The sequence below is a fragment of the Streptomyces sp. NPDC054757 genome (assembly GCF_053612185.1).
The window spans coordinates 86,600-105,410 of the sequence record NZ_JBSHBW010000021.1; the positions used below are offsets into that span (position 1 = coordinate 86,600).

The 18,811-nt window shown below is 70.8% G+C and carries 17 protein-coding genes; 12 read left to right on the forward strand and 5 right to left on the reverse strand.

Annotation, left to right across the window (positions count from 1 at the left end):
- Nucleotides 1-12 precede the first annotated feature (12 nt).
- Entirely contained in the window at nucleotides 13-816 is an 804-nt protein-coding gene (locus ACWGKJ_RS23685) for a transcriptional regulator (protein ID WP_385027916.1), read from the reverse strand.
- Nucleotides 816-1,334: a hypothetical protein gene (locus ACWGKJ_RS23690; protein WP_385027919.1), complete on the reverse strand. Its 519-nt coding sequence runs from the start codon at nucleotides 1,332-1,334 to the stop codon at nucleotides 816-818. Before ACWGKJ_RS23690 ends, ACWGKJ_RS23685 begins: the two co-directional genes overlap by 1 nt.
- Nucleotides 1,335-1,792: 458 nt before the next feature.
- On the opposite strand from ACWGKJ_RS23690, the gene hutU reads away from it, so the two are divergent.
- From hutU to hutI, 4 genes are read left to right on the forward strand one after another with little or no spacing between them, the layout of a single operon-like run.
- Nucleotides 1,793-3,529 (forward strand): urocanate hydratase, encoded by a 1,737-nt coding sequence (gene hutU, locus ACWGKJ_RS23695; protein ID WP_385027921.1) that lies wholly within the window; start codon nucleotides 1,793-1,795, stop codon nucleotides 3,527-3,529.
- A gap of 17 nt (nucleotides 3,530-3,546) precedes the next feature.
- Nucleotides 3,547-4,746: an allantoate amidohydrolase gene (locus ACWGKJ_RS23700; protein ID WP_385027981.1), complete on the forward strand. Its 1,200-nt coding sequence runs from the start codon at nucleotides 3,547-3,549 to the stop codon at nucleotides 4,744-4,746.
- Nucleotides 4,737-6,086: a formimidoylglutamate deiminase gene (locus ACWGKJ_RS23705; protein ID WP_385027923.1), complete on the forward strand. Its 1,350-nt coding sequence runs from the start codon at nucleotides 4,737-4,739 to the stop codon at nucleotides 6,084-6,086. Before ACWGKJ_RS23700 ends, ACWGKJ_RS23705 begins: the two co-directional genes overlap by 10 nt.
- Before the next feature lie 32 nt (nucleotides 6,087-6,118).
- Nucleotides 6,119-7,327 carry an imidazolonepropionase gene (gene hutI, locus ACWGKJ_RS23710; RefSeq protein WP_385027926.1) on the forward strand — a complete coding sequence of 403 codons (1,209 nt, stop codon included), beginning with the start codon at nucleotides 6,119-6,121 and terminating at the stop codon, nucleotides 7,325-7,327.
- Between the two features lie 114 nt (nucleotides 7,328-7,441).
- Here the strand turns inward: hutI and ACWGKJ_RS23715 are convergent, their stop codons facing one another.
- The gene (locus ACWGKJ_RS23715; protein ID WP_385027929.1) at nucleotides 7,442-8,335 is read right to left on the reverse strand and encodes an RNA polymerase sigma factor SigF; all 894 of its coding nucleotides are present in this window, start codon (nucleotides 8,333-8,335) and stop codon (nucleotides 7,442-7,444) included.
- 236 nt (nucleotides 8,336-8,571) lie between these two features.
- Between ACWGKJ_RS23715 and ACWGKJ_RS23720 the strand changes: the two genes are divergently transcribed.
- The gene (locus ACWGKJ_RS23720; protein WP_385027932.1) at nucleotides 8,572-8,940 is read left to right on the forward strand and encodes an STAS domain-containing protein; all 369 of its coding nucleotides are present in this window, start codon (nucleotides 8,572-8,574) and stop codon (nucleotides 8,938-8,940) included.
- A gap of 117 nt (nucleotides 8,941-9,057) precedes the next feature.
- Nucleotides 9,058-9,549: an ATP-binding protein gene (locus tag ACWGKJ_RS23725; protein ID WP_385027935.1), complete on the forward strand. Its 492-nt coding sequence runs from the start codon at nucleotides 9,058-9,060 to the stop codon at nucleotides 9,547-9,549.
- Nucleotides 9,550-9,691: 142 nt separating this feature from the next.
- Here ACWGKJ_RS23725 and ACWGKJ_RS23730 read toward each other — a convergent pair whose 3' ends face one another.
- The gene (locus tag ACWGKJ_RS23730) at nucleotides 9,692-9,958 is read right to left on the reverse strand and encodes a hypothetical protein (protein ID WP_385027938.1); all 267 of its coding nucleotides are present in this window, start codon (nucleotides 9,956-9,958) and stop codon (nucleotides 9,692-9,694) included.
- Between the two features lie 289 nt (nucleotides 9,959-10,247).
- Between ACWGKJ_RS23730 and ACWGKJ_RS23735 the strand changes: the two genes are divergently transcribed.
- From ACWGKJ_RS23735 to ACWGKJ_RS23750, 4 genes are all read left to right on the forward strand, one after another.
- Entirely contained in the window at nucleotides 10,248-10,976 is a 729-nt protein-coding gene (locus ACWGKJ_RS23735; protein WP_385027940.1) for an LPXTG cell wall anchor domain-containing protein, read from the forward strand.
- A gap of 61 nt (nucleotides 10,977-11,037) precedes the next feature.
- On the forward strand, nucleotides 11,038-12,036 hold the full coding sequence (locus ACWGKJ_RS23740) for a COG1470 family protein (RefSeq protein WP_385027943.1): 999 nt from the start codon (nucleotides 11,038-11,040) through the stop codon (nucleotides 12,034-12,036).
- Entirely contained in the window at nucleotides 12,033-13,172 is a 1,140-nt protein-coding gene (locus ACWGKJ_RS23745; RefSeq protein WP_385027945.1) for a hypothetical protein, read from the forward strand. The genes ACWGKJ_RS23740 and ACWGKJ_RS23745 overlap by 4 nt, the downstream gene beginning before the upstream one ends.
- 14 nt (nucleotides 13,173-13,186) lie before the next feature.
- Nucleotides 13,187-14,572 carry a hypothetical protein gene (locus tag ACWGKJ_RS23750; protein WP_385027948.1) on the forward strand — a complete coding sequence of 462 codons (1,386 nt, stop codon included), beginning with the start codon at nucleotides 13,187-13,189 and terminating at the stop codon, nucleotides 14,570-14,572.
- A 179-nt stretch (nucleotides 14,573-14,751) separates the two neighbouring features.
- On the opposite strand, the gene ACWGKJ_RS23755 is transcribed toward ACWGKJ_RS23750, so the two are convergent.
- Nucleotides 14,752-16,233, reverse strand: coding sequence for a peptide MFS transporter (locus ACWGKJ_RS23755; RefSeq protein ID WP_385027951.1), 1,482 nt, complete (start codon nucleotides 16,231-16,233; stop codon nucleotides 14,752-14,754).
- Between the two features lie 508 nt (nucleotides 16,234-16,741).
- On the opposite strand from ACWGKJ_RS23755, the gene ACWGKJ_RS23760 reads away from it, so the two are divergent.
- Both ACWGKJ_RS23760 and ACWGKJ_RS23765 read left to right on the forward strand, forming a co-directional pair.
- The gene (locus ACWGKJ_RS23760) at nucleotides 16,742-17,419 is read left to right on the forward strand and encodes a response regulator transcription factor (protein ID WP_328317821.1); all 678 of its coding nucleotides are present in this window, start codon (nucleotides 16,742-16,744) and stop codon (nucleotides 17,417-17,419) included.
- A 66-nt stretch (nucleotides 17,420-17,485) separates the two neighbouring features.
- Nucleotides 17,486-18,790, forward strand: coding sequence for an ATP-binding protein (locus tag ACWGKJ_RS23765; protein WP_385027954.1), 1,305 nt, complete (start codon nucleotides 17,486-17,488; stop codon nucleotides 18,788-18,790).
- The last annotated feature ends 21 nt before the right edge of the window (nucleotides 18,791-18,811 follow it).

The window sequence follows — 18,811 nt, forward strand, 5'->3', positions numbered from 1 at the left end:
GCAGAGCGCGGATCACAGCGTGGCCTCCAATGCGTCTCGCAGCCGGCGGAGCAGGGCGACATCCGGGTCCTGCGACACTTCCGCGACCGCGTCGGCGTACCGGGCGGGGACCGGGGACGGCTGCGGTACGGGGGCGTGCGGGGTCTCCACGGCGCCGGCGGCCGCGAGTCTGCGGATGTCGATGAGGGTGTGGAAGGCCGGACGGCCCAGCTCCCGGGCGATACCGGGCGGTGTGCGGACCCCGTCCACCAGGGCGAGCACGGCCCGCTGGCGCGGGGTGACCGGGACGACCGGGCTGCCGGGGTGGTTCCGGGCCCGTACCACCGGGGCGGTGTCGATGTCCGGGTACGGCCAGAGCCGGTCGAGCAGTTCCCGGCGGCGGGCGGCCTCCCGCTCCACCGCTTCGGCCGGGACCGGGTGCACGGTGCCGATCCAGTGGGCCACGCCGTAGCGGAAGCGGGAGGGGCCGCTGCTGGGGGCGAGTGCGAAGTACGCCGCGTCGTGCAGGGCGCCGATGTGGCAGATCTCCAGCTCGCCGTCGGTGACCTGGCCGCTCTCGACCAGGAACCGGCCCACCCGGCCGTGCGCCCCGGCCCGGTCCAGGGCCTGCCGCCAGCCCTCGGGACGCAACCGCCCCGACGCGGTCAGCAGGACGTCTATCCCGGGGGCGGCCGGGCTCTCCGCGTGCACCACCTGGCCGTCGACCAGATAGAGCGTGCCGCGGTCACGCAGCAGGGCGCCGGTGGCGCGTTCCCCCGCGAGGCGCACGAGCATGGGCGAGACGCCCGGGGGTCTGGGGCCTGTCGCGGTGGTCATCACAGCACCAGTCGCCCGGCCAGATCCCGCAGCCGTAATCGGGCGAGTGCCAGATTGCCCTCGTCGCGGTCGAGCCAGAGGTGCAGGAAGACACTGCTGTCGAAGGTCGTCTCGACGAAGCGCAGGATGTGGTAACCGGTGCGGTTGGTGACGATGACGTCCTCTACGGGAAGTCCCTCTCGGGGGAAGGATGTGGGGACTTCGGCGCCGGACGGTGCGCCGGGGCCCACGGTGCCTCCGGTCATGCCCGAAGTGTCCTCAGTCGTGCCCGCGGTACCCGTCGCCGTGCCCGCGGTGCCTCCGGTCGTGCCCGCAGCGGCCGGGGCGGGGGCGAACGCCGGGTGCTCGGCGGCCATCCGGGCCAGCTCCGCGGTCTCGGCCGCGGTCGTCTCGTGGTCCTTGTTCGGTGACTCGCCGATGGTGCCGAGAGCGAGCCCGCTGGTCCAGTCGACCACGGCGGCACCGAGGGAGCCGGGCAGCCGCATGGCTTCCAGCAGACACTCGTCGATTCCGGGCACGCGGAACTCCCCTCCCAGCGTGGTGCGCGTGACCGCGGGGGCGGCCGTGCGGCAGTGACGGCCAAGTTACGCAACGCTCAGCCTCCTGAGGGGAGTTCTGGCATTTTCCAGCGGAACATGCGCGACGGGATTAGGGTCCGCCTCCCGGCGGCGCGACCTCGTCGCGGGCCGCCCACAGGGCGGCGCCCGCACCGCCGCGTACTTCACGTACTTCACGTACTTCACGTACTTCACGTACTTCACGTACTTCACGGGGCCGGCGGGGTTGTTACGGAATGTGTTCAGACCGTTCCGGAACCCGCCCAAGACCCCGATGCGCAAGCCTTTCGCGCACCACGTGATCCGGCCAATCATCCGCCGGTACGGGTCCGGGGTGCCCCGGACGTATTGACTAGCTCTATTCACCTGGTCAAGATGTGAATAGTTCGTGCAACAGTGTGAGAACGAGGAGGCAGACCATGTCAGGACCCCGGCCGGTACGGGCACCGCGCGGTACGGAGCTGAGTGCCCTGGGATGGCAGCAGGAGGCCGCCCTCCGCATGCTCCAGAACAACCTGGACCCGGAGGTCGCCGAGCACCCCGACAAGCTCGTCGTCTACGGCGGCACCGGCAAGGCTGCCCGTGACTGGCGCTCCTTCGACGCCATGGTGCGCACCCTGCGGACGCTCAAGCAGGACGAGACGATGCTCGTCCAGTCCGGCCGCCCGGTCGGCGTGATGCAGACGCACGAGTGGGCGCCCCGGGTGCTGATCGCCAACTCCAACCTGGTGGGCGACTGGGCCAACTGGGAGGAGTTCCGGCGGCTCGAAGCCCTCGGTCTCACCATGTACGGCCAGATGACGGCCGGTTCCTGGATCTACATCGGCACCCAGGGCATCCTCCAGGGCACCTACGAGACCTTCGCGGCCGTCGCCGCCAAGCGTTTCAACGGCACGCTCGCCGGGACCATCACGCTCACCGCGGGGCTCGGCGGCATGGGCGGCGCCCAGCCGCTCGCCGTGACGATGAACGACGGCGTCGCGATCTGTATCGACGTCGACCCGCGCGCCATCGACCGCCGTATCGAGCACCGCTACCTGGACGTCCGGGCGAACTCCCTGGAGCACGCCCTCCAGCTCGCCGTCGAGGCGCGCGACGCCCGTAAGCCGCTCTCCATCGGCCTCCTCGGCAACGCCGCCGAGCTGCTGCCCCGGATGCTCGCCGAAGGCGCGCCGATCGACATCGTGACGGACCAGACCTCCGCGCACGACCCGCTCGCCTACCTGCCGGTCGGCGTCGACTTCGACGACATGGCCGCCTACGCCGCCGAGAAGCCCGCCGACTTCACCCAGCGCGCCCGTGAGTCGATGGCCCGGCACGTCGAGGCGATGGTCGGCTTCATGGACGCAGGGGCCGAGGTCTTCGACTACGGCAACTCCATCCGCGGCGAGGCCCAGCTGGCCGGTTACAGCAGGGCGTTCGACTTCCCCGGCTTCGTGCCCGCCTACATCCGGCCGCTCTTCTGCGAGGGCAAGGGCCCGTTCCGCTGGGCCGCGCTCTCCGGTGAGGCATCGGACATCCACAAGACGGACAAGGCGCTCCTGAAGCTCTTCCCGGAGAACGAGTCGCTGCACCGCTGGATCAAGATGGCCGGTGAGCGGGTCCACTTCCAGGGCCTGCCCGCCCGTATCTGCTGGCTCGGCCAGGGCGAACGCGACAAGGCCGGCGCCCTCTTCAACGACATGGTCGCCGACGGTACCCTCGCCGCCCCGCTGGCCATCGGCCGCGACCACCTCGACTGCGGCTCGGTCGCCTCTCCGTACCGCGAGACCGAGGCCATGCTCGACGGCTCCGACGCCATCGCCGACTGGCCGCTGCTCAACGCCATGGTCAACGTCGCGTCCGGCGCCTCCTGGGTCTCCATCCACCACGGCGGCGGGGTCGGCATGGGCCGCTCCATCCACGCCGGACAGGTCTCGGTGGCCGACGGCACCCCGCTCGCGGGCGAGAAGATCCGCCGGGTGCTCACCAACGACCCGGGCATGGGCGTCATCCGCCATGTCGACGCCGGATACGACATCGCCGAGCGGGTGGCCGACGAGCGCGGCGTCCGGGTGCCCATGCGCGAGGGCGACACCGGTGGAGCCGAGAGCGCCGACGGCACCGGCAGCGCCCATGGTGCCGGCAGCGCCGACAGCGAGGGCGGCCGTCAGTGACCTCCTCGTTCCACGAGATGTGGGCCGAGCTGCTGCCGGTCGGCCGCAGCTCCGCCTCCGGCGGGTACCGCAGGTACGCCTGGACCGCCGCCGACGCCGACTCCCGCGCCTGGTTCAAGGACCAGGCCGAGACCCGCGGTCTCACCTACGAACTCGACCGCAACGGCAACCAGTGGGCCTGGCTCGGCGACCCGCTGGGTACCGACGCCGTCGTCACCGGCTCGCATCTGGACTCCGTACCGGACGGCGGTGCCTTCGACGGACCGCTCGGGGTGGTCTCCTCCTTCGCCGCGCTCGATGAACTCCGCCGCCGGGGTGCTGAGTTCACCCGGCCGCTGGCCATCAGCAACTTCGGTGACGAGGAGGGCGCCCGCTTCGGGCTCGCCTGTGTCGGCTCCCGGCTCACCGCGGGACAGCTCACCGTCGACCAGGCCCACCAGCTCCGCGACGGCGAGGGCATCTCGCTGCCCGACGCCATGGAGCGGGCCGGATACGACCCCGCTGCCATCGGCGCCGACCCCCAGCGGCTCGCCAGGATCGGTGCCTTCGTCGAGCTCCATGTGGAGCAGGGGCGCGCCCTCGACCTCAGCGGCGACCCGGTCGGTATCGCCTCGGCGATCTGGCCGCACGGCCGCTGGCGGTACGACTTCCACGGCGAGGCCAACCACGCCGGGACCACCCGTCTCGTGGACCGGCGCGACCCGATGCTGACGTACGCCGAGACGGTCATCGCCGCCCGCCGCCAGGCCGAACTCGCGGGCGCCGTGGCCACCTTCGGCAAGGTCTCCGTCGAGCCGAACGGTGTCAACGCCATCCCCTCCCTGGTGCGCGGCTGGCTCGACTCGCGCGCCGCCGACCAGCCGACGCTGGACACCGTCATCGCCGGTATCGAGCAGGCGGCAAAGGAACGCGGCGAGCGGGACGGCGTGGACGTCCGGGTCACCCGGGAGTCCTTCACCCCCGTCGTCGAGTTCGAGCACGCCCTGCGCGACGAGCTCTCCAAGATCCTCGGCGGTGGCGGCACCGATGTGCCCGTTCTCGGAACGGGCGCGGGACACGACGCCGGGATCCTCTCCGCGTCCGTCCCGACCGCCATGCTGTTCGTACGCAACCCCACGGGTGTCTCGCACTCCCCGGCGGAGAACGCCGGCGAGGACGACTGCCTGGCCGGGGTGACCGCACTCGCCGATGTACTGGAGGGCCTGGCGTGCAGGTGACGTACTGGCTGGAGCACGCCTGGCTCGACACCCATGTCGAGCCGGGCGTCGTCCTGGAGACCGACCAGGGCCGGATCACAGCCGTCCGCAAGGAGGTGCCGACACCGCCGCCCGGTGCGACGGCGCTGCGCGGACTGACCATCCCCGGCCTGGCCAATGCCCACAGCCACGCCTTCCACCGCGCCCTGCGGTCCGCCGCTCAGGTCGGCTCCGGCACCTTCTGGACCTGGCGCGACGTGATGTACGGCGTGGCCGCCCGGCTGACCCCGGACTCCTACCACGCGCTCGCCCGCGCGGTGTACGCCGAGATGGCGATGGCCGGGATCACCGTGGTCGGTGAGTTCCACTATGTGCACCACGCCCCGGGCGGCACCCCCTACGACGACCCCAACGCGATGGGGGAGGCGCTGATCGCGGCCGCCGCCGACGCCGGTATCCGCATCACCCTCCTCGACACCGCCTACCTGGCGTCCGGGATGATCGACAAGTACCGCAGCGCAGAGCCCGAGAAGCACCAGCGGCGCTTCTCCGACGGCTCGGCACAGAGCTGGGCCGAGCGGGTCTCCCTCCTGAAGGACCGCGACCACGCCCGGATCGGCGCGGCCGTCCACTCCGTACGCGCGGTCCCGGCCGGTCAGCTCGCCACCGTGGCCGCCTGGGCCGGGAGCCGGAACGCCCCGCTGCATGTCCACCTCTCCGAGCAGACCGCCGAGAACGAGTCCTGCCTGGAGGCACACGGCTGCACCCCCACCCGGCTGCTCGCCGACCACGGAGTGCTCGGACCCCGGACCACCGGCGTCCACAACACCCATCTCACCGACGAGGACATCAGGCTGCTCGGTGAATCGGAGACCGGCACCTGTATGTGCCCCACCACCGAACGCGACCTCGCCGACGGAATCGGCCCGGCCGTCCGGCTGCAGCAGGCGGGCAGCCCGCTCTCCCTGGGCAGCGACAGCCACGCCGTGATCGACATCCTCGAAGAGGCGCGCGCCATGGAGCTCGACGAGCGGCTGCGCACCCGCACCCGCGGCCACTGGACCGCGGCGGCGCTGCTCCGCGCCGCCACCGGCGGCGGATACAACGCGCTCGGCTGGCCCGAGGGAGGCGTCATCGAGACCGGCGCGCTCGCCGACCTCACGACGGTCGCCCTCGACACGGTCAGAACCGCGGGCCCGGTACCGCGGCTCGGAGCGGAGACCGCCGTATTCGCCGGCTCCGCCGCCGACGTACGCCACACGGTCGTGGCAGGCCGCCATGTCGTACGCGACGGAGTCCACGCGCTCGTCCCGGATGTCCCGGACGCGCTGGCCGAGTCGATCGCGGCGCTGCGCCCCTGATCCCCCACCCGAATCCGGAGAAGCACACCGCGATGACGAACCCAGCGACGGCGACCCCCGCGACGACGAAGCCCGCCACCGCCCTCATCCACATCGGCAGTCTGGTCACCAACGACCCCTCCCTCGGGGACGGATCCCCGCTCGGTCTGATCCAGGACGCGGCGCTCGTCATCGACGGCGACCGCATTGCCTGGGTCGGTGAATCAAGCAAAGCACCCGCCACTGACAACGCGGTCGACGCGGGCGGCCGGGCGGTGATCCCGGGGTTCGTCGACTCGCACTCGCACCTGGTCTTCGCCGGTGACCGGACGGCCGAGTTCAACGCGCGTATGTCGGGACGCAGTTACTCGGCGGGCGGGATCCGCACCACGGTCGCCGCCACCCGTACGGCCACCGACGAACAGCTCTCGGCGAACGTCGCGTCCTACCTCCAGGAGGCGCTCCGCCAGGGCACCACCACACTGGAGACGAAGTCCGGCTACGGCCTGACCGTCCAGGACGAGGCACGGGCCCTGCGGATCGCGGCCCGCCACACCGACGAGGTCACCTACCTGGGCGCCCATATCGTCGCGCCCGAGTTCGCCGACGACCCGGACGGCTATGTCGCCCTGGTCACCGGCGAGATGCTCGACGCCTGCGCGCCGCACGCCCGCTGGGTCGACGTGTTCTGCGAGAAGGGCGCCTTCGACGGCGACCAGGCGCGCGCGATCCTCACGGCGGGGCGGGCCAGGGGCCTGCATCCGCGCGTCCACGCCAACCAGCTCGGCCACGGCCCCGGGGTGCAGCTCGCGGTCGAGCTGGACGCCGCATCGGCCGACCACTGCACCCATCTCACCGACGAGGACGTCAGGGCCCTGGCGGACGGCGACACGGTCGCCACGCTGCTGCCGGGCGCCGAGTTCTCCACCCGCGCCGACTGGCCGGACGCCCGCAGGCTGCTCGACGCCGGAGCGACGGTCGCGCTCTCCACGGACTGCAACCCGGGCTCGTCGTTCACATCCTCCATGCCGTTCTGCATCGCCCTGGCGGTGCGCGACATGGGGATGAGCCCGGACGAGGCGCTCTGGTCGGCCACCGCGGGCGGCGCGCGGGCCCTGCGCCGTACGGACATCGGCCGTCTGGTGCCGGGTGCCAGGGCCGACCTGACGCTGCTGGACGCCCCGTCCCATGTCCACCTCGCCTACCGGCCCGGCGTCCCGCTGGTCTCGGCGGTGTGGCAGCGCGGAGCCCGGGTGGTCTGACGGGCCCCTGAACAGCCGCACACGCGGAAGAGCCGGTCCCGACGAGCGGGACCGGCTCTTCCGTCGAGGCGCTGCCCGGCCGGCGGACCGGACGGACGCTCCTCGGGACGTGCCTCACTGCTCCAGGGTCAGCCCCTTGCGCAGCTTCACCAGGGTGCGCGACAGCAGCCGCGACACATGCATCTGCGAGATGCCCAGCTCTTCGCCGATCTCCGACTGCGTCATGTTGGCGACGAAGCGCAGCGAGAGGATCTGCCGGTCGCGTGCGGGAAGCCCGGCTATCAGCGGCTTGAGCGACTCGATGTACTCGACGCCTTCGAGGTCGTGGTCCTCGTAGCCGATCCGGTCGGCCAGCGCGCCCTCGGACTCGTCCTCCTCGGGCTGGGCGTCGAGCGAGCTCGCGGTGTACGCGTTGCTCGCCGCCATCCCCTCGACGACCTCTTCCTTGCTCAGGCCGAGACGCTCGGCGAGCTCTGCCACGGTCGGGGAGCGGTCGAGCTGCTGAGCGAGCTCGTCACCGGCCTTGGCGAGGTCGAGACGCAGCTCCTGGAGACGGCGCGGCACCCGCACCGACCAGGACGTGTCACGGAAGAAGCGCTTGATCTCGCCGATGATCGTCGGCATCGCGAAGGTGGGGAATTCCACGCCGCGGCTGAGCTCGAAGCGGTCTATCGCCTTGATCAGGCCGATCGTGCCGACCTGGATGATGTCCTCCATCGGTTCGCTGCGGGAGCGGAACCGGGAGGCGGCGAACTTGACCAGGGCCAGGTTGAGCTCGACGAGCGTGTTGCGCACGTACGCGTACTCGTGCGTTCCCTCCTGGAGGGACTCCAGCCGCGAGAAGAGCGTCTTCGACAGTGCCCTGGCGTCCAGCGGACCCACTTCGGTGTACGGCGGAATCTCAGGAAAATCCTCGATGCCGGACTCGATCGGGTCGGACGGGGTAGGACGTGCAGTCGACGTACCGCTGTGGGTTTCGTCGAGCTGGGGTGACATGGTGTCCTCCATGGTTCTCGGCATATGGCTGCCGATGCCTGTGTGCTGCGGTGTAGCGGCGCCTCCGAAGCCGGCCATGTTCGAATGTGGTCGCTACTACCCCTATCGGCTCCGGATGCACAAGCGCAAGTGTCAAATGTCCGTATTGCACTAGTTCGTTGGGGTTGTTCCGCTACCGGTCGGCGTGCGGAAGGCGTAGTCTTCGTCGCACGTCAGCGACATCTCCAACACGGCGAAGAGGGACGGACATGGACCGCGGGACGGTCGGCAGCGCGAACCAGGGCCGGCTTCGGGTCGAAGTCAGGTCCGAGGGCCGGAGCGAGGTCGTGACTCCGGCCGGTGAGCTGGATCACCACACGGCCGGTTTGCTGAGCGAGCCGCTGGACAAAGCGCTGGAGCAGGGCCGGTCACGGCTGGTCATCGACTGCTCCCAGCTGGAATTCTGTGACTCGACGGGGCTGAACGTGCTCCTGGGGGCCCGCCTCAAGGCGGAGTCCGCCGGGGAAGGGGTTCATCTGGCCGGAATGCTCCCTGTGGTGGCCAGGGTGTTCGAGATCACAGGTGCCGAGGCGGTCTTCACCGTGCACGATTCTCTTGAAGATGCGCTGCGCGACTGATCCGCACACTCTGTAGAAAGAAATGAGTGTTGTCACCATTAAGCAGGGCAGGAGTCCCTCCGCAATCTCTGTACCGCTGACTTTTTTGAACTGGTGAATCGGTGAGGTGAAGCGCTGATGAGCACCACCCGGCAGCAGCCGCCGGGGGACCTCGGCCCCGAGCGCGACGGCGCCGGACCAGCCTTTACCGTGTCCGCCGAAGGCCGTAGCCGCACGCTCTCCCTGCTGAGCGCGAGCGGCATTGTCCCTCTGGCGCGTGATTTCACGCGCCAGGCGCTCTACGACTGGGCCTGGCTGCCCGCCGAGAGCGCCGACCGCCGTGCCGCGGCTGAGGACGTCCTGCTGGTCGTGTCCGAGCTGGTGACCAACGCGTGCCTGCACGCCGAGGGCCCCGAGGAACTCCGTGTCTCGTACGGGCAGAAAGTGCTCCGTCTTGAGGTCGACGACCGCGGCGCGGGCCAGCCCGCACCGCGCAGCCCGCACCGGGCGGGCCGGCCCGGCGGGCACGGCATGTTCATCGTGGAGCGGCTCTGCCTCGACTGGGGCGTGGTCCGCACACCGGGCAGTCCCGGCAAGATGGTCTGGGCCGAGCTGGCCGCACCGGCCTGAGCCGACCGCTCAGCCCCCTGACGGCTCATATGGCTCGTATGGCTGACAGGGGGCGTCAGCGGCTGCCGGGCAGTGGCTGACGCGCTGGGCAGCCACCGTCACCCCTGGTTCCGTGCCCGCGACACGGCCCGCCGGGCCGCCCTCAGCCGTCTCCCCGGCGGCGACGGGCCAGAAGGGCCGACCCGGCGGCCACGCATCCGATGGCCATGACCTTGCCCGCTCCGTAGTAGAGGGCCCAGTCGTCGTCGGCCGACTTGCCGGACAGCAGCAACCACAGCAGCAGCGCGACGCCGGCCGCGATGAGGAGTACGCCTCCCGGCCCGCCGGTCCCCGCCCACCAGGGTTCGTCGCCGGTCGGCGGGTCCTCGGCCGCCTGGGGTTCGCTGCTGTCTCCTTCGCCGTTCCGCAACTGCTCTCTTCTCCTCCGGTGTCACGGCGTCCGGGCGCCTCGTGCTGTTCGTTCCGTACGGGCCGCTCGTGTTGATCAGCCACAGGGCAGGACGAAGCGCGCTCCGGAAAGGTTCCGACCGGTCCGGGGCGCTGAACCCCGGTGCGCTGCACTTCGGGCATCTCCCGTGAACGCGCCGATCCGGTGCGCTCTTTGTCTTCCCTCGGCAAGGGCTCGGGCGTACCTTGAGCGCCCAATCTGATGTGTCGTCAGTTACCCAGCGGCGGCATCCGGCATAAGGGGTTTCGAGGTGTCGTACCAGAAGCGGACAGCGTTTGCGCTGGCGGCGGCCGTCGCGGGCTCGGTGGTGCTGATGACCGCACCAGCAGCTCAGGCCGACGTGGTGGACGTCAACTACCAGTGCAAGACGCCGATCGGGAACAAGGGAGCCGTCTCGCCCATCGACATCAAGGGCGTCAAGAGCGGCAGCGGCTACACCCTCACCATGTCCTTCCAGAAGGGTGTCTCCTCCAGCCCGGTCGAACTGGGCAAGGGCGCCATGAAGCCCAGCGCGCTCATCAAACTCGGCGGCGCGGAGAGCGGGACGGTCCCGGTCTCGGGCGCGACCAACTCGGCGGCCATCCCCGCCAACTCACCCATCAAGATCAGCGACCTGTCGGGCACCTACACGCCCAAGAAGAGCGGCAAGGTCACCTTCACCGCGTCGACGCTGACCATCAAGGCGCTCGGCACGACGACCACCTGCACCCCGTCCAACAGCCCGAAGCCCTCCCTGGAGCTGACGGTCGCCGGATCGGGCGGTGGCGGTACGAGCGGGGGCGGCGGCTCCACGGGCGGCAGCAGCGGCGGCAGTTCGAGCGGGGGTTCCGGTACGTCGCAGAGCGCGTCGGGCGGCAGCCTGCCGAAGACCGGGCCGCTCGACTCCACGATGGCGCTCGGCACGCTCGGCGGGACCGTGCTGCTCAGCGGAGCCGCCGGCGTGCTGTGGCTGACCCGGCGGAGCCAGCGGTCCGCGTGAGACCCGCCGGGCACAGGGAGGCGGTCTGAGACCGACCGGCACAGCAACAGGGAGCCCTTTCATGCTCACGCGCACCATCCGTTCCGCCGTGCTCACGGCCGCCGTACTGCTCTGTCCGGCCGGGCCCGCGCTCGTACCCGCGTCCGCGTCCGCCGCTGGGCCGTCGGCCGCGGGGCCCGGCTGGACGGCCGCGCCCGCGTCCGGCGAGGGGACCAGGCCCAGCGCGGACGGCCGCCCGTACTTCTATCTGGAGGGCGCGCCGGGAACCGTCCTGGAGGACACCCTGGCGCTGACCAATACGGGCAGGAAGGCGGTGACGGTACGGCTGCGGGGCGCCGAGGCGTACAACACGGCATCCGGCGGGTCCGCGCTCCGCGCCGCGGACGACACCTGGATCACCCCGGCGGCGCGCACGGTGAAGGTCCCGGCGCGCACCAGCGCCCGGGTCCCCTTCAGCGTCACGGTCCCCGCCACCGCAGGACCGGGCGACCACCCGGCCGCGATCGTGGCGGCGTCCGGCGGCCACGAGACCGGGGTGCGGGTGCAGTTGCGGGTGAGCGGGCCGACGCTCTCGGCCCTGACGGTGGAGGACGTACGGGTCGACAAGGGCCCGGGGCTGGTCCACTACACGCTGGTGAACCGCGGCAACACGGCCCTCACCCCGCACCTCGCTCTGCGCTCCGACGGCCTTCTCAGCGGCGGCCACTCCATCGAGGAGCGCACGCTCCCGGTGGAACTGCTGCCCGGACGGCGCGTACGGCTCACGGAGAAGTGGCCGCATCCGCCGGCGCTCGACTCGGCCTCCGTGCACCTCGTGGTGACGGCAGGCGGAGGGGCGCGCGGGACGGGATCGGCCTCCGCGGTGTTCGTGCCGTGGTGGCGGGTGGCGGGGGTGGTGGCACTGGTGCTCGCCGGTACGGGCGGCTGGTTCACCGTACGCCGCCGACGTGCCCGGGACACGGGAGCGTACGAGAGCGACAGCGGCACTGACAGCACCAGCACCAGCACCAGCACCAGCACCACCGACAGCGAACCGGCGACGGCGGGAGCGGCAACGTGAAGATCGAACCCGCCCGGTGGCTGCGGGCCCTCGGGAGCTGGGGGGCGTCCCTGGCCTTCCTCCTGGCGCTGCTGCCCGCTCTGGCCCTGGTACCGGCCCCCGGCGCCGCCGCGGCCGGGAAGCCGGGCGCTACGCTCTCCCAGCAACAGGCGGGGAAGGGCGGCGACATCACCGTCAAGGGCACCGGCTGGCGCCGCGACGCGCTGCTGATGCTGCTGATCTGCGGTCAGGCCACCCCGGCCCGTGGCGTGATCGGCGGCACCAACGCCTGCGCCAACTCCGAGGGCCGGGCCGTCACCACCGACTCCAAGGGCGCGTTCACCAAGAAGCTGCCGGTCGCCGAGCCGCCCAAACCATGCCCGTGCGTGGTGCACATCGCCACGGTGACCGGTGAACAGGCCGCGGCCGATGTCGTGTTCAAGGTCGCGGGCCATCCGGTCGCGGCCCTGCCGAAGCCCCCGCCGGGCGGGCGGCTCGCGGTACTCTCCGGCGCCCGGCTCGAAGGGTCGAGCGGCCTCCTCACCTGGTTCGGGGCGCCGCCCAGCAGGACCGTCGTCTTCACCGTGGGCAATCTCGGCTCGACGCCCGTCAAGGACCCGCTCTTCTCCCTCGGCACCTCGCACGGGGTGTTCGCCCCGCAGTGGGAGGACCGCCAGTGGCACGGCACGGTCGCGCCCGGCAAGAAGGCGCGGATCAGACTGGACGCCGAACTGTCGGCGGGCGCCCACGGCGACTACCAGATCGCGGTGAAGTACGCGGGCAAGGTGCTGATCGAGCAGCCCTGGGGGGTGGGGCGCCCCTGGGGCGTCACCTTCTTCTGGCTGCTGCTGTGCGTGGTCGTACCGGCCGCCGTCTTCCGTATCGGCATGGCGGTCGTCGACAAGGTCAGGCCGCGGGCCGCACGCGGTACGCCGGGTGGCGCGGGCCGTCACCGGAACGCGCTGCTGCCGGGGATCACCGTACGCATGCCCGCCTTCCGCAGGCCCGAGCGGGCGGCACCGCCGTCCGGTGCCGGGCCGCATCCCCCGACGACCACGGCTCTGCCGTGGTTCACCCCGGACACCGCACCGTCCGAGCACCACCTGTCTGAGAACCACCCGGCCGAGAAGCACCCCACGACGAAGGGAAACCCGTGATCAGACAACGGAGGATGAGCGCGGCAGGGTTCGCGCTGATGCTCGGCGGTGCGGGGATCATGCTGGCCGCGGGCCCCGCCCATGCCGCGGACGTCTCGTACAAGACCGAGTGCATACCGCCCGCGATCTCCGGCCTGCCGGCCATCGAGGGCACGACGGAGGTGGCGATCACGGCGCCCGCCACAGCGAAGGTGGGCGACGAGGTCGACGTCGTGTGGAAGACGGTCTCGGCCGCCTCCAAGAACCCGGACATCCTCGACCTGGACGCCAACACCGTGCAGCCCACCGGCACGGTCAAGGTGGCCGGGGCGCAGACCGCCGACCTGGCCATGCAGGGGCCCCGGACCAATCCGCCCATCGCCAAGGGCGCCCCGATGGTCCTCTCCGACATGACGGGGAAGCTGAAGCTGACCAAGGCCGGTGACGTCACGCTGACGGCCGACAAGTACAACATCAACGTCAGCAAGCCGATCTCCACGGACACCAAGTGCTCGCCCAAGGAGACGGTGAAGTCGTCGGCCACCATCAAGGTCACGGACGGCGGCGGCACCACCAGCGGCGGCACCACCACGGGCGGTACGACCACGGGTGGCACCACCGCGGGCTCCACGACCGGCGGTACCACGGCCGGTACCACCGGCGGGACCACCACCGGCGGCACGACGGCCGGCAGCACCACCGGGGGCACCACCACCGGTGGGAGCAGCACGGGCGGCAGCAGTTCGGGCGGCACCGGGGGCGCCACGGACTTCACGGGCAAGCAGGTCTCCGTCCCGTACGCCTGCAAGACGCCCATCGGCGACAAGAACGCCACATCGCCGGTCCAGATCAACGCGAAGAAGAGCGGCGGGGACTACGGCCTCACCGTGAAGTTCAGCAAGTCCGTCATGGACAGCCCGGCCGACATCCCCGCCGGTTCGGTCGTCCCGTCCATGGAGGTCAAGCTCGGCGGCTCCGACAAGGGCACGGTCCATGTGGCGGGCCCGGCCAACAAGTCGGCCATCAAGTCGGGCGCGCCCATCGAGATCCCCGATCTCACCGGCACCTACAAGCCGGGCGCGGACGGCAAGACGACACTCAGCCCCGGCGTACTGACGGTCAAGGCGCTCGGTACGACCACCACCTGCACCCCGCCCGCGAATGTCGCCGTCTCCCTGCAACTCGACACTTCGGCCCAGCCGGGCGGTGCGTCGGGCGGCACATCGACCGGCGGCGCCACCGGCGGCTCGGCGACCGGCGGTTCGGGCGGCTCCGCCAGCACCAGCGGTGGTCTCGCCGAGACCGGCGCGAGCGACAACGGCGGCCTGCGGGCGCTCGGCCTGGTGGCCGGCACGGTGATCCTGCTGGGCGGCGCGGTCTTCACCTTCACCCCTTGGAGGAGGCTGCGCGGCACCCGCTGACCCCGGACACGGGGCCGACGGCCCGCCACCCTCACGGCGACGGGCCCCGCACCTACGAACAGGGCCCCGCACCTACGAACAGGGCCCCGCACCTACGGAACAGGCCCCCGCACCTACGGAACAGGCCCCGCCGCACTGACCGGTGCGGCGGGGCCTGCGTACAGCACGAGCGGAACGCGTCAGCGGACGTCGCCCATGAGCTCCTTGACCTTGCCGCGGTACATCCAGACCGCGACGGCCGCGACCACCGCGAGCGCCGCCTCAAGGCCGACCATGCCGGACTTGTTGAGGTTCACGCCGGAGAGCGACAGCAGACTGGTGACGCAGTCGCCCGCCGTGACGGCGAGGAACCAGACACCCATCATCTGGCTGGCGTACTTCGCCGGCGCCATCTTCGTCGTCACCGAGAGGCCGACCGGGGAGAGGCAGAGCTCACCGACGGTCTGCACGAAGTAGATCGCCACCAGCCACATCGGGCTGACCCTGGAGCCGTCCGTCGTCGACATCAGCGGCAGCATGAAGACGAAGAAGGAGACACCGATCAGGAAGAGACCCGAGACGAACTTGACGACCGTGCTCGGCTCCTTGCCCCTCTTGTTGAGGGCCAGCCAGATCCAGGCGACGACCGGGGCCAGCGCCATGACGAAGACCGGGTTCACCGACTGGTACCAGGACGTCGGGAAGTGGAAGCCGAGCAGGCTGTTCGTCGTGGAGTTCTCGCCGAAGAGCGACATCGTGGAGCCGCCCTGGTCGTAGATCATCCAGAAGACGGCAGCGGCTACGAAGAACCAGATGTACCCGGAGATCTTCTTCTGCTCCAGGCCGGACAGCTCCCGGTCGCGCTTCATGCGCACCAGGACACCGATCGGGATGAGCAGCCCGAGCACGGTGATCGGGTAGAGCGCCCAGTTCTGGGTGAAGGCGCCGCTGAAGACCACGATGCCGTAGAAGACCGCGGCGATGATCAGGCAGATCAGGCCCTTGGTCAGGACCGAGCTGCGCTCCTGCGCCGACAGCGGCTTCGGGACGATCGAGCTGCGCTCGTTCAGATGGCGGGTGCCGATGAGGAACTGCAGCAGGCCCAGACCCATGCCGACCGCCGCGAGGGCGAAGCCGAGGTGCCAGTTGACGTTCTCGCCGACCGTGCCGATCACCAGCGGCGCGAAGAACGAGCCGATGTTGATGCCCATGTAGAAGACGGTGAAGCCACCGTCCCGGCGCGGGTCGTCGGGGCCCTTGTACAGGTGCCCGACCATCGTGGAGATGTTGGCCTTCAGCAGTCCGGAACCGAACGCGACGAGCGCGAGACCCGCGAAGAACGAGCCTGTGCCGGGCAGCGCCAGGACGAGGTGCCCGACCATGATGACCGAGGCCGCGATGGTGACCGTCTTGCGGGCACCCCAGACACGGTCGCCGAACCAGCCGCCCGGCATGGTGAGCAGATAGACCATCGCCAGGTAGATCGAGTAGATCGCCGTGGCGGTGGCCCCGCTCAGATGCGGGCCGGCGCTGGACACCAGGTACAGGGGGAGCAGCGCCCTCATGCCGTAGAAGCTGAAACGCTCCCACATCTCCGTCATGAAGAGCGGTGCCAGGCCGCGGGGGTGTCCGAAGAAGGTCTTTTCCGGGGTCTCCGGAGCCTTCGTCAGGCTTGACGCCATGGTCGTTCCTTGCTTTTCGGGACGCGTCGCAGATCGGTGACGCGCCCGGTGGGGGGTGGCCGGCACCGGCACGGTCCTTCCCCGCCCCACGCCAGAGGGGCCAGCCGGATGGGTTCCGTACCGAAGGGGGAGACCGTGTCGGGATCCACGCTCCACGTGCTTCCTCGCACACGGGGCCCGGCCGCTAGGTCATTCACTGTCCACGCGGCCGGGGTGCCAACCGCGCACAGAAGAAGGAGTCTTTGGCGCAACAAGGCATGCCAAAGACGTCCACGTACTGCTACAGGCGTCTCGCCACCATAAAGAGGCAGCTGCGGCATTTGAAAGGGGTTGAGACATGGATCACAGGTGAATGCCGGAACCGGCGACCGTATTCGAAGGTAACAACCCGTACGGCCGCCCAGGGTCCACCGTCCGGATCCGGCCTGGCTCAAACCGGAGCCCCCGCGCCCGCAGCCCTGTGCGATCACCTCACGAGCACGACCTGTCGCGGTCTACCATCACCTTCATGACCCGTGTACTGCTCGCCGAGGACGACGCATCCATCTCGGAGCCGCTGGCCCGCGCACTGCGTCGGGAGGGTTACGAGGTCGAGGTGCGGGAAGACGGACCGACCGCGCTCGACGCCGGCCTTCAAGGAGGGATCGACCTGGTCGTCCTGGATCTGGGCCTGCCCGGCATGGACGGTCTGGAAGTGGCCAGGCGGCTGCGCGCGGACGGGCACACGGTGCCGGTCCTGGTGCTCACCGCCCGCGCCGACGAGGTCGACACGGTGGTCGGCCTGGACGCCGGCGCCGACGACTACGTCACCAAGCCGTTCCGCCTCGCCGAACTGCTGGCGCGGGTGCGGGCCCTGCTGCGGCGCGGCGCCGCCGACACCGCCCCGCAGCCCGCCACCCATGGCGTACGGATCGATGTCGAGTCGCACCGCGCCTGGATGGGCGACGAGGAACTCCAGCTCACCGCCAAGGAGTTCGACCTGCTGCGGGTTCTGGTCAGGGACGCGGGACGGGTCGTCACCCGGGACCAGCTGATGCGCGAGGTCTGGGACACCACCTGGTGGTCGTCGACCAAGACGCTCGACATGCACATCTCCTGGCTGCGCAAGAAGCTCGGCGACGACGCGGCGAACCCGCGCTATATCGCCACCGTGCGGGGCGTCGGCTTCCGCTTCGAGAAGAGCTGAGGCCGGGGGCCGTAGCCGGGGCGGCACCGTCCCGGCCCCGCGGGCGCCGACTGCGACACTTGCCGCATGCGCCGCCGACTCATCAACTCCACGCTCGCCGTCGTACTCGTCGTGATCGCCGTCTTCGGTGTCTCGCTCGTCATCGTCGAGACGCGCACCATCAGCAACAGCGCCCAGGAGAGCGTGGACTCCGAGGCGCTGCGCCTCGCGAGCATCGTCGAGAGCCGGATCCTCAGCGACGAACAGGTCACCGAGACGATCCTGCACGACCAGGTCGACGCCCACCGCTACGCGGTGATCAAGATCCCCGGCCGGGACACCATCAGGCTCGGCACCGAGCCGCAGGGCAGCGTCATCCGGTCCAGGGCGACCGGCGCCGACGGTGAGGAGGTCACCGTCGAGGAGGCGGGCTCCACCGTGACCCGCGAGGTCGGCCGCACCCTGCTGATCATCGCCGCGGTTGCCCTCCTCGCCATCGTCTCGGCGGTGCTGCTCGCCGTACGCCAGGCCAACAAGCTCACCTCGCCGCTCACCGACCTCGCCGAGACCGCGGAACGCCTCGGCTCCGGCGATCCGCGCCCCCGGCACAAGCGGTACCAGGTGCCGGAGCTGGACCGGGTCGCCGATGTGCTGGACTCGTCGGCCGAGCGGATCACCCGGATGCTGACCGCCGAGCGCCGGCTCGCGGCCGACGCCTCCCACCAGCTCCGTACGCCGCTGACCGCGCTCTCCATGCGGCTGGAGGAGATCACCCTCACCGAGGACCTGGACACGGTGAAGGAGGAGGCGACCATCGCGCTGACCCAGGTCGAGCGGCTGACGGACGTCGTGGAGCGGCTGCTGACCAACTCCCGCGACCCGCGCACCAGCTCCGCCGTCACCTTCGATCTGGACGAGGTCGTCACCCAGCAGCTCCAGGAGTGGCGCCCGGCCTACCGCAGCGCGGGGCGCGCGATCGTACGGTCGGGCAAGCGCGGGCTGCGGGCCATCGGCACGCCGGGCGCGGTGGCCCAGGTGATGGCCGCGCTGATCGAGAACTCGCTGATGCACGGTGGTGGCACCGTCGCGGTCCGTACGCGGGTCACCGGTACACAGACGGTCGTCGAGGTGACCGACGAGGGGCCCGGGGTGCCGCCCGACCTCGGGGCGCGGATCTTCGAGCGGACCATCAGCGGACGCAACTCCACCGGCATCGGCCTCGCCGTCGCCCGCGATCTGGCCGAGGCGGACGGCGGGCGGCTCGAAATGCTCCAGCAGCATCCGCCGGTCTTCGCGCTCTTCCTGAGCCGGGTGTCGAGGAACCCGTCCAAGGAACAGGGCCCGCAGGACCCCTCGCAGAACTCCGGGAACCCGCGGCCGACGATCCGGTGACCCTGGCCCGGTGGCCCGGTG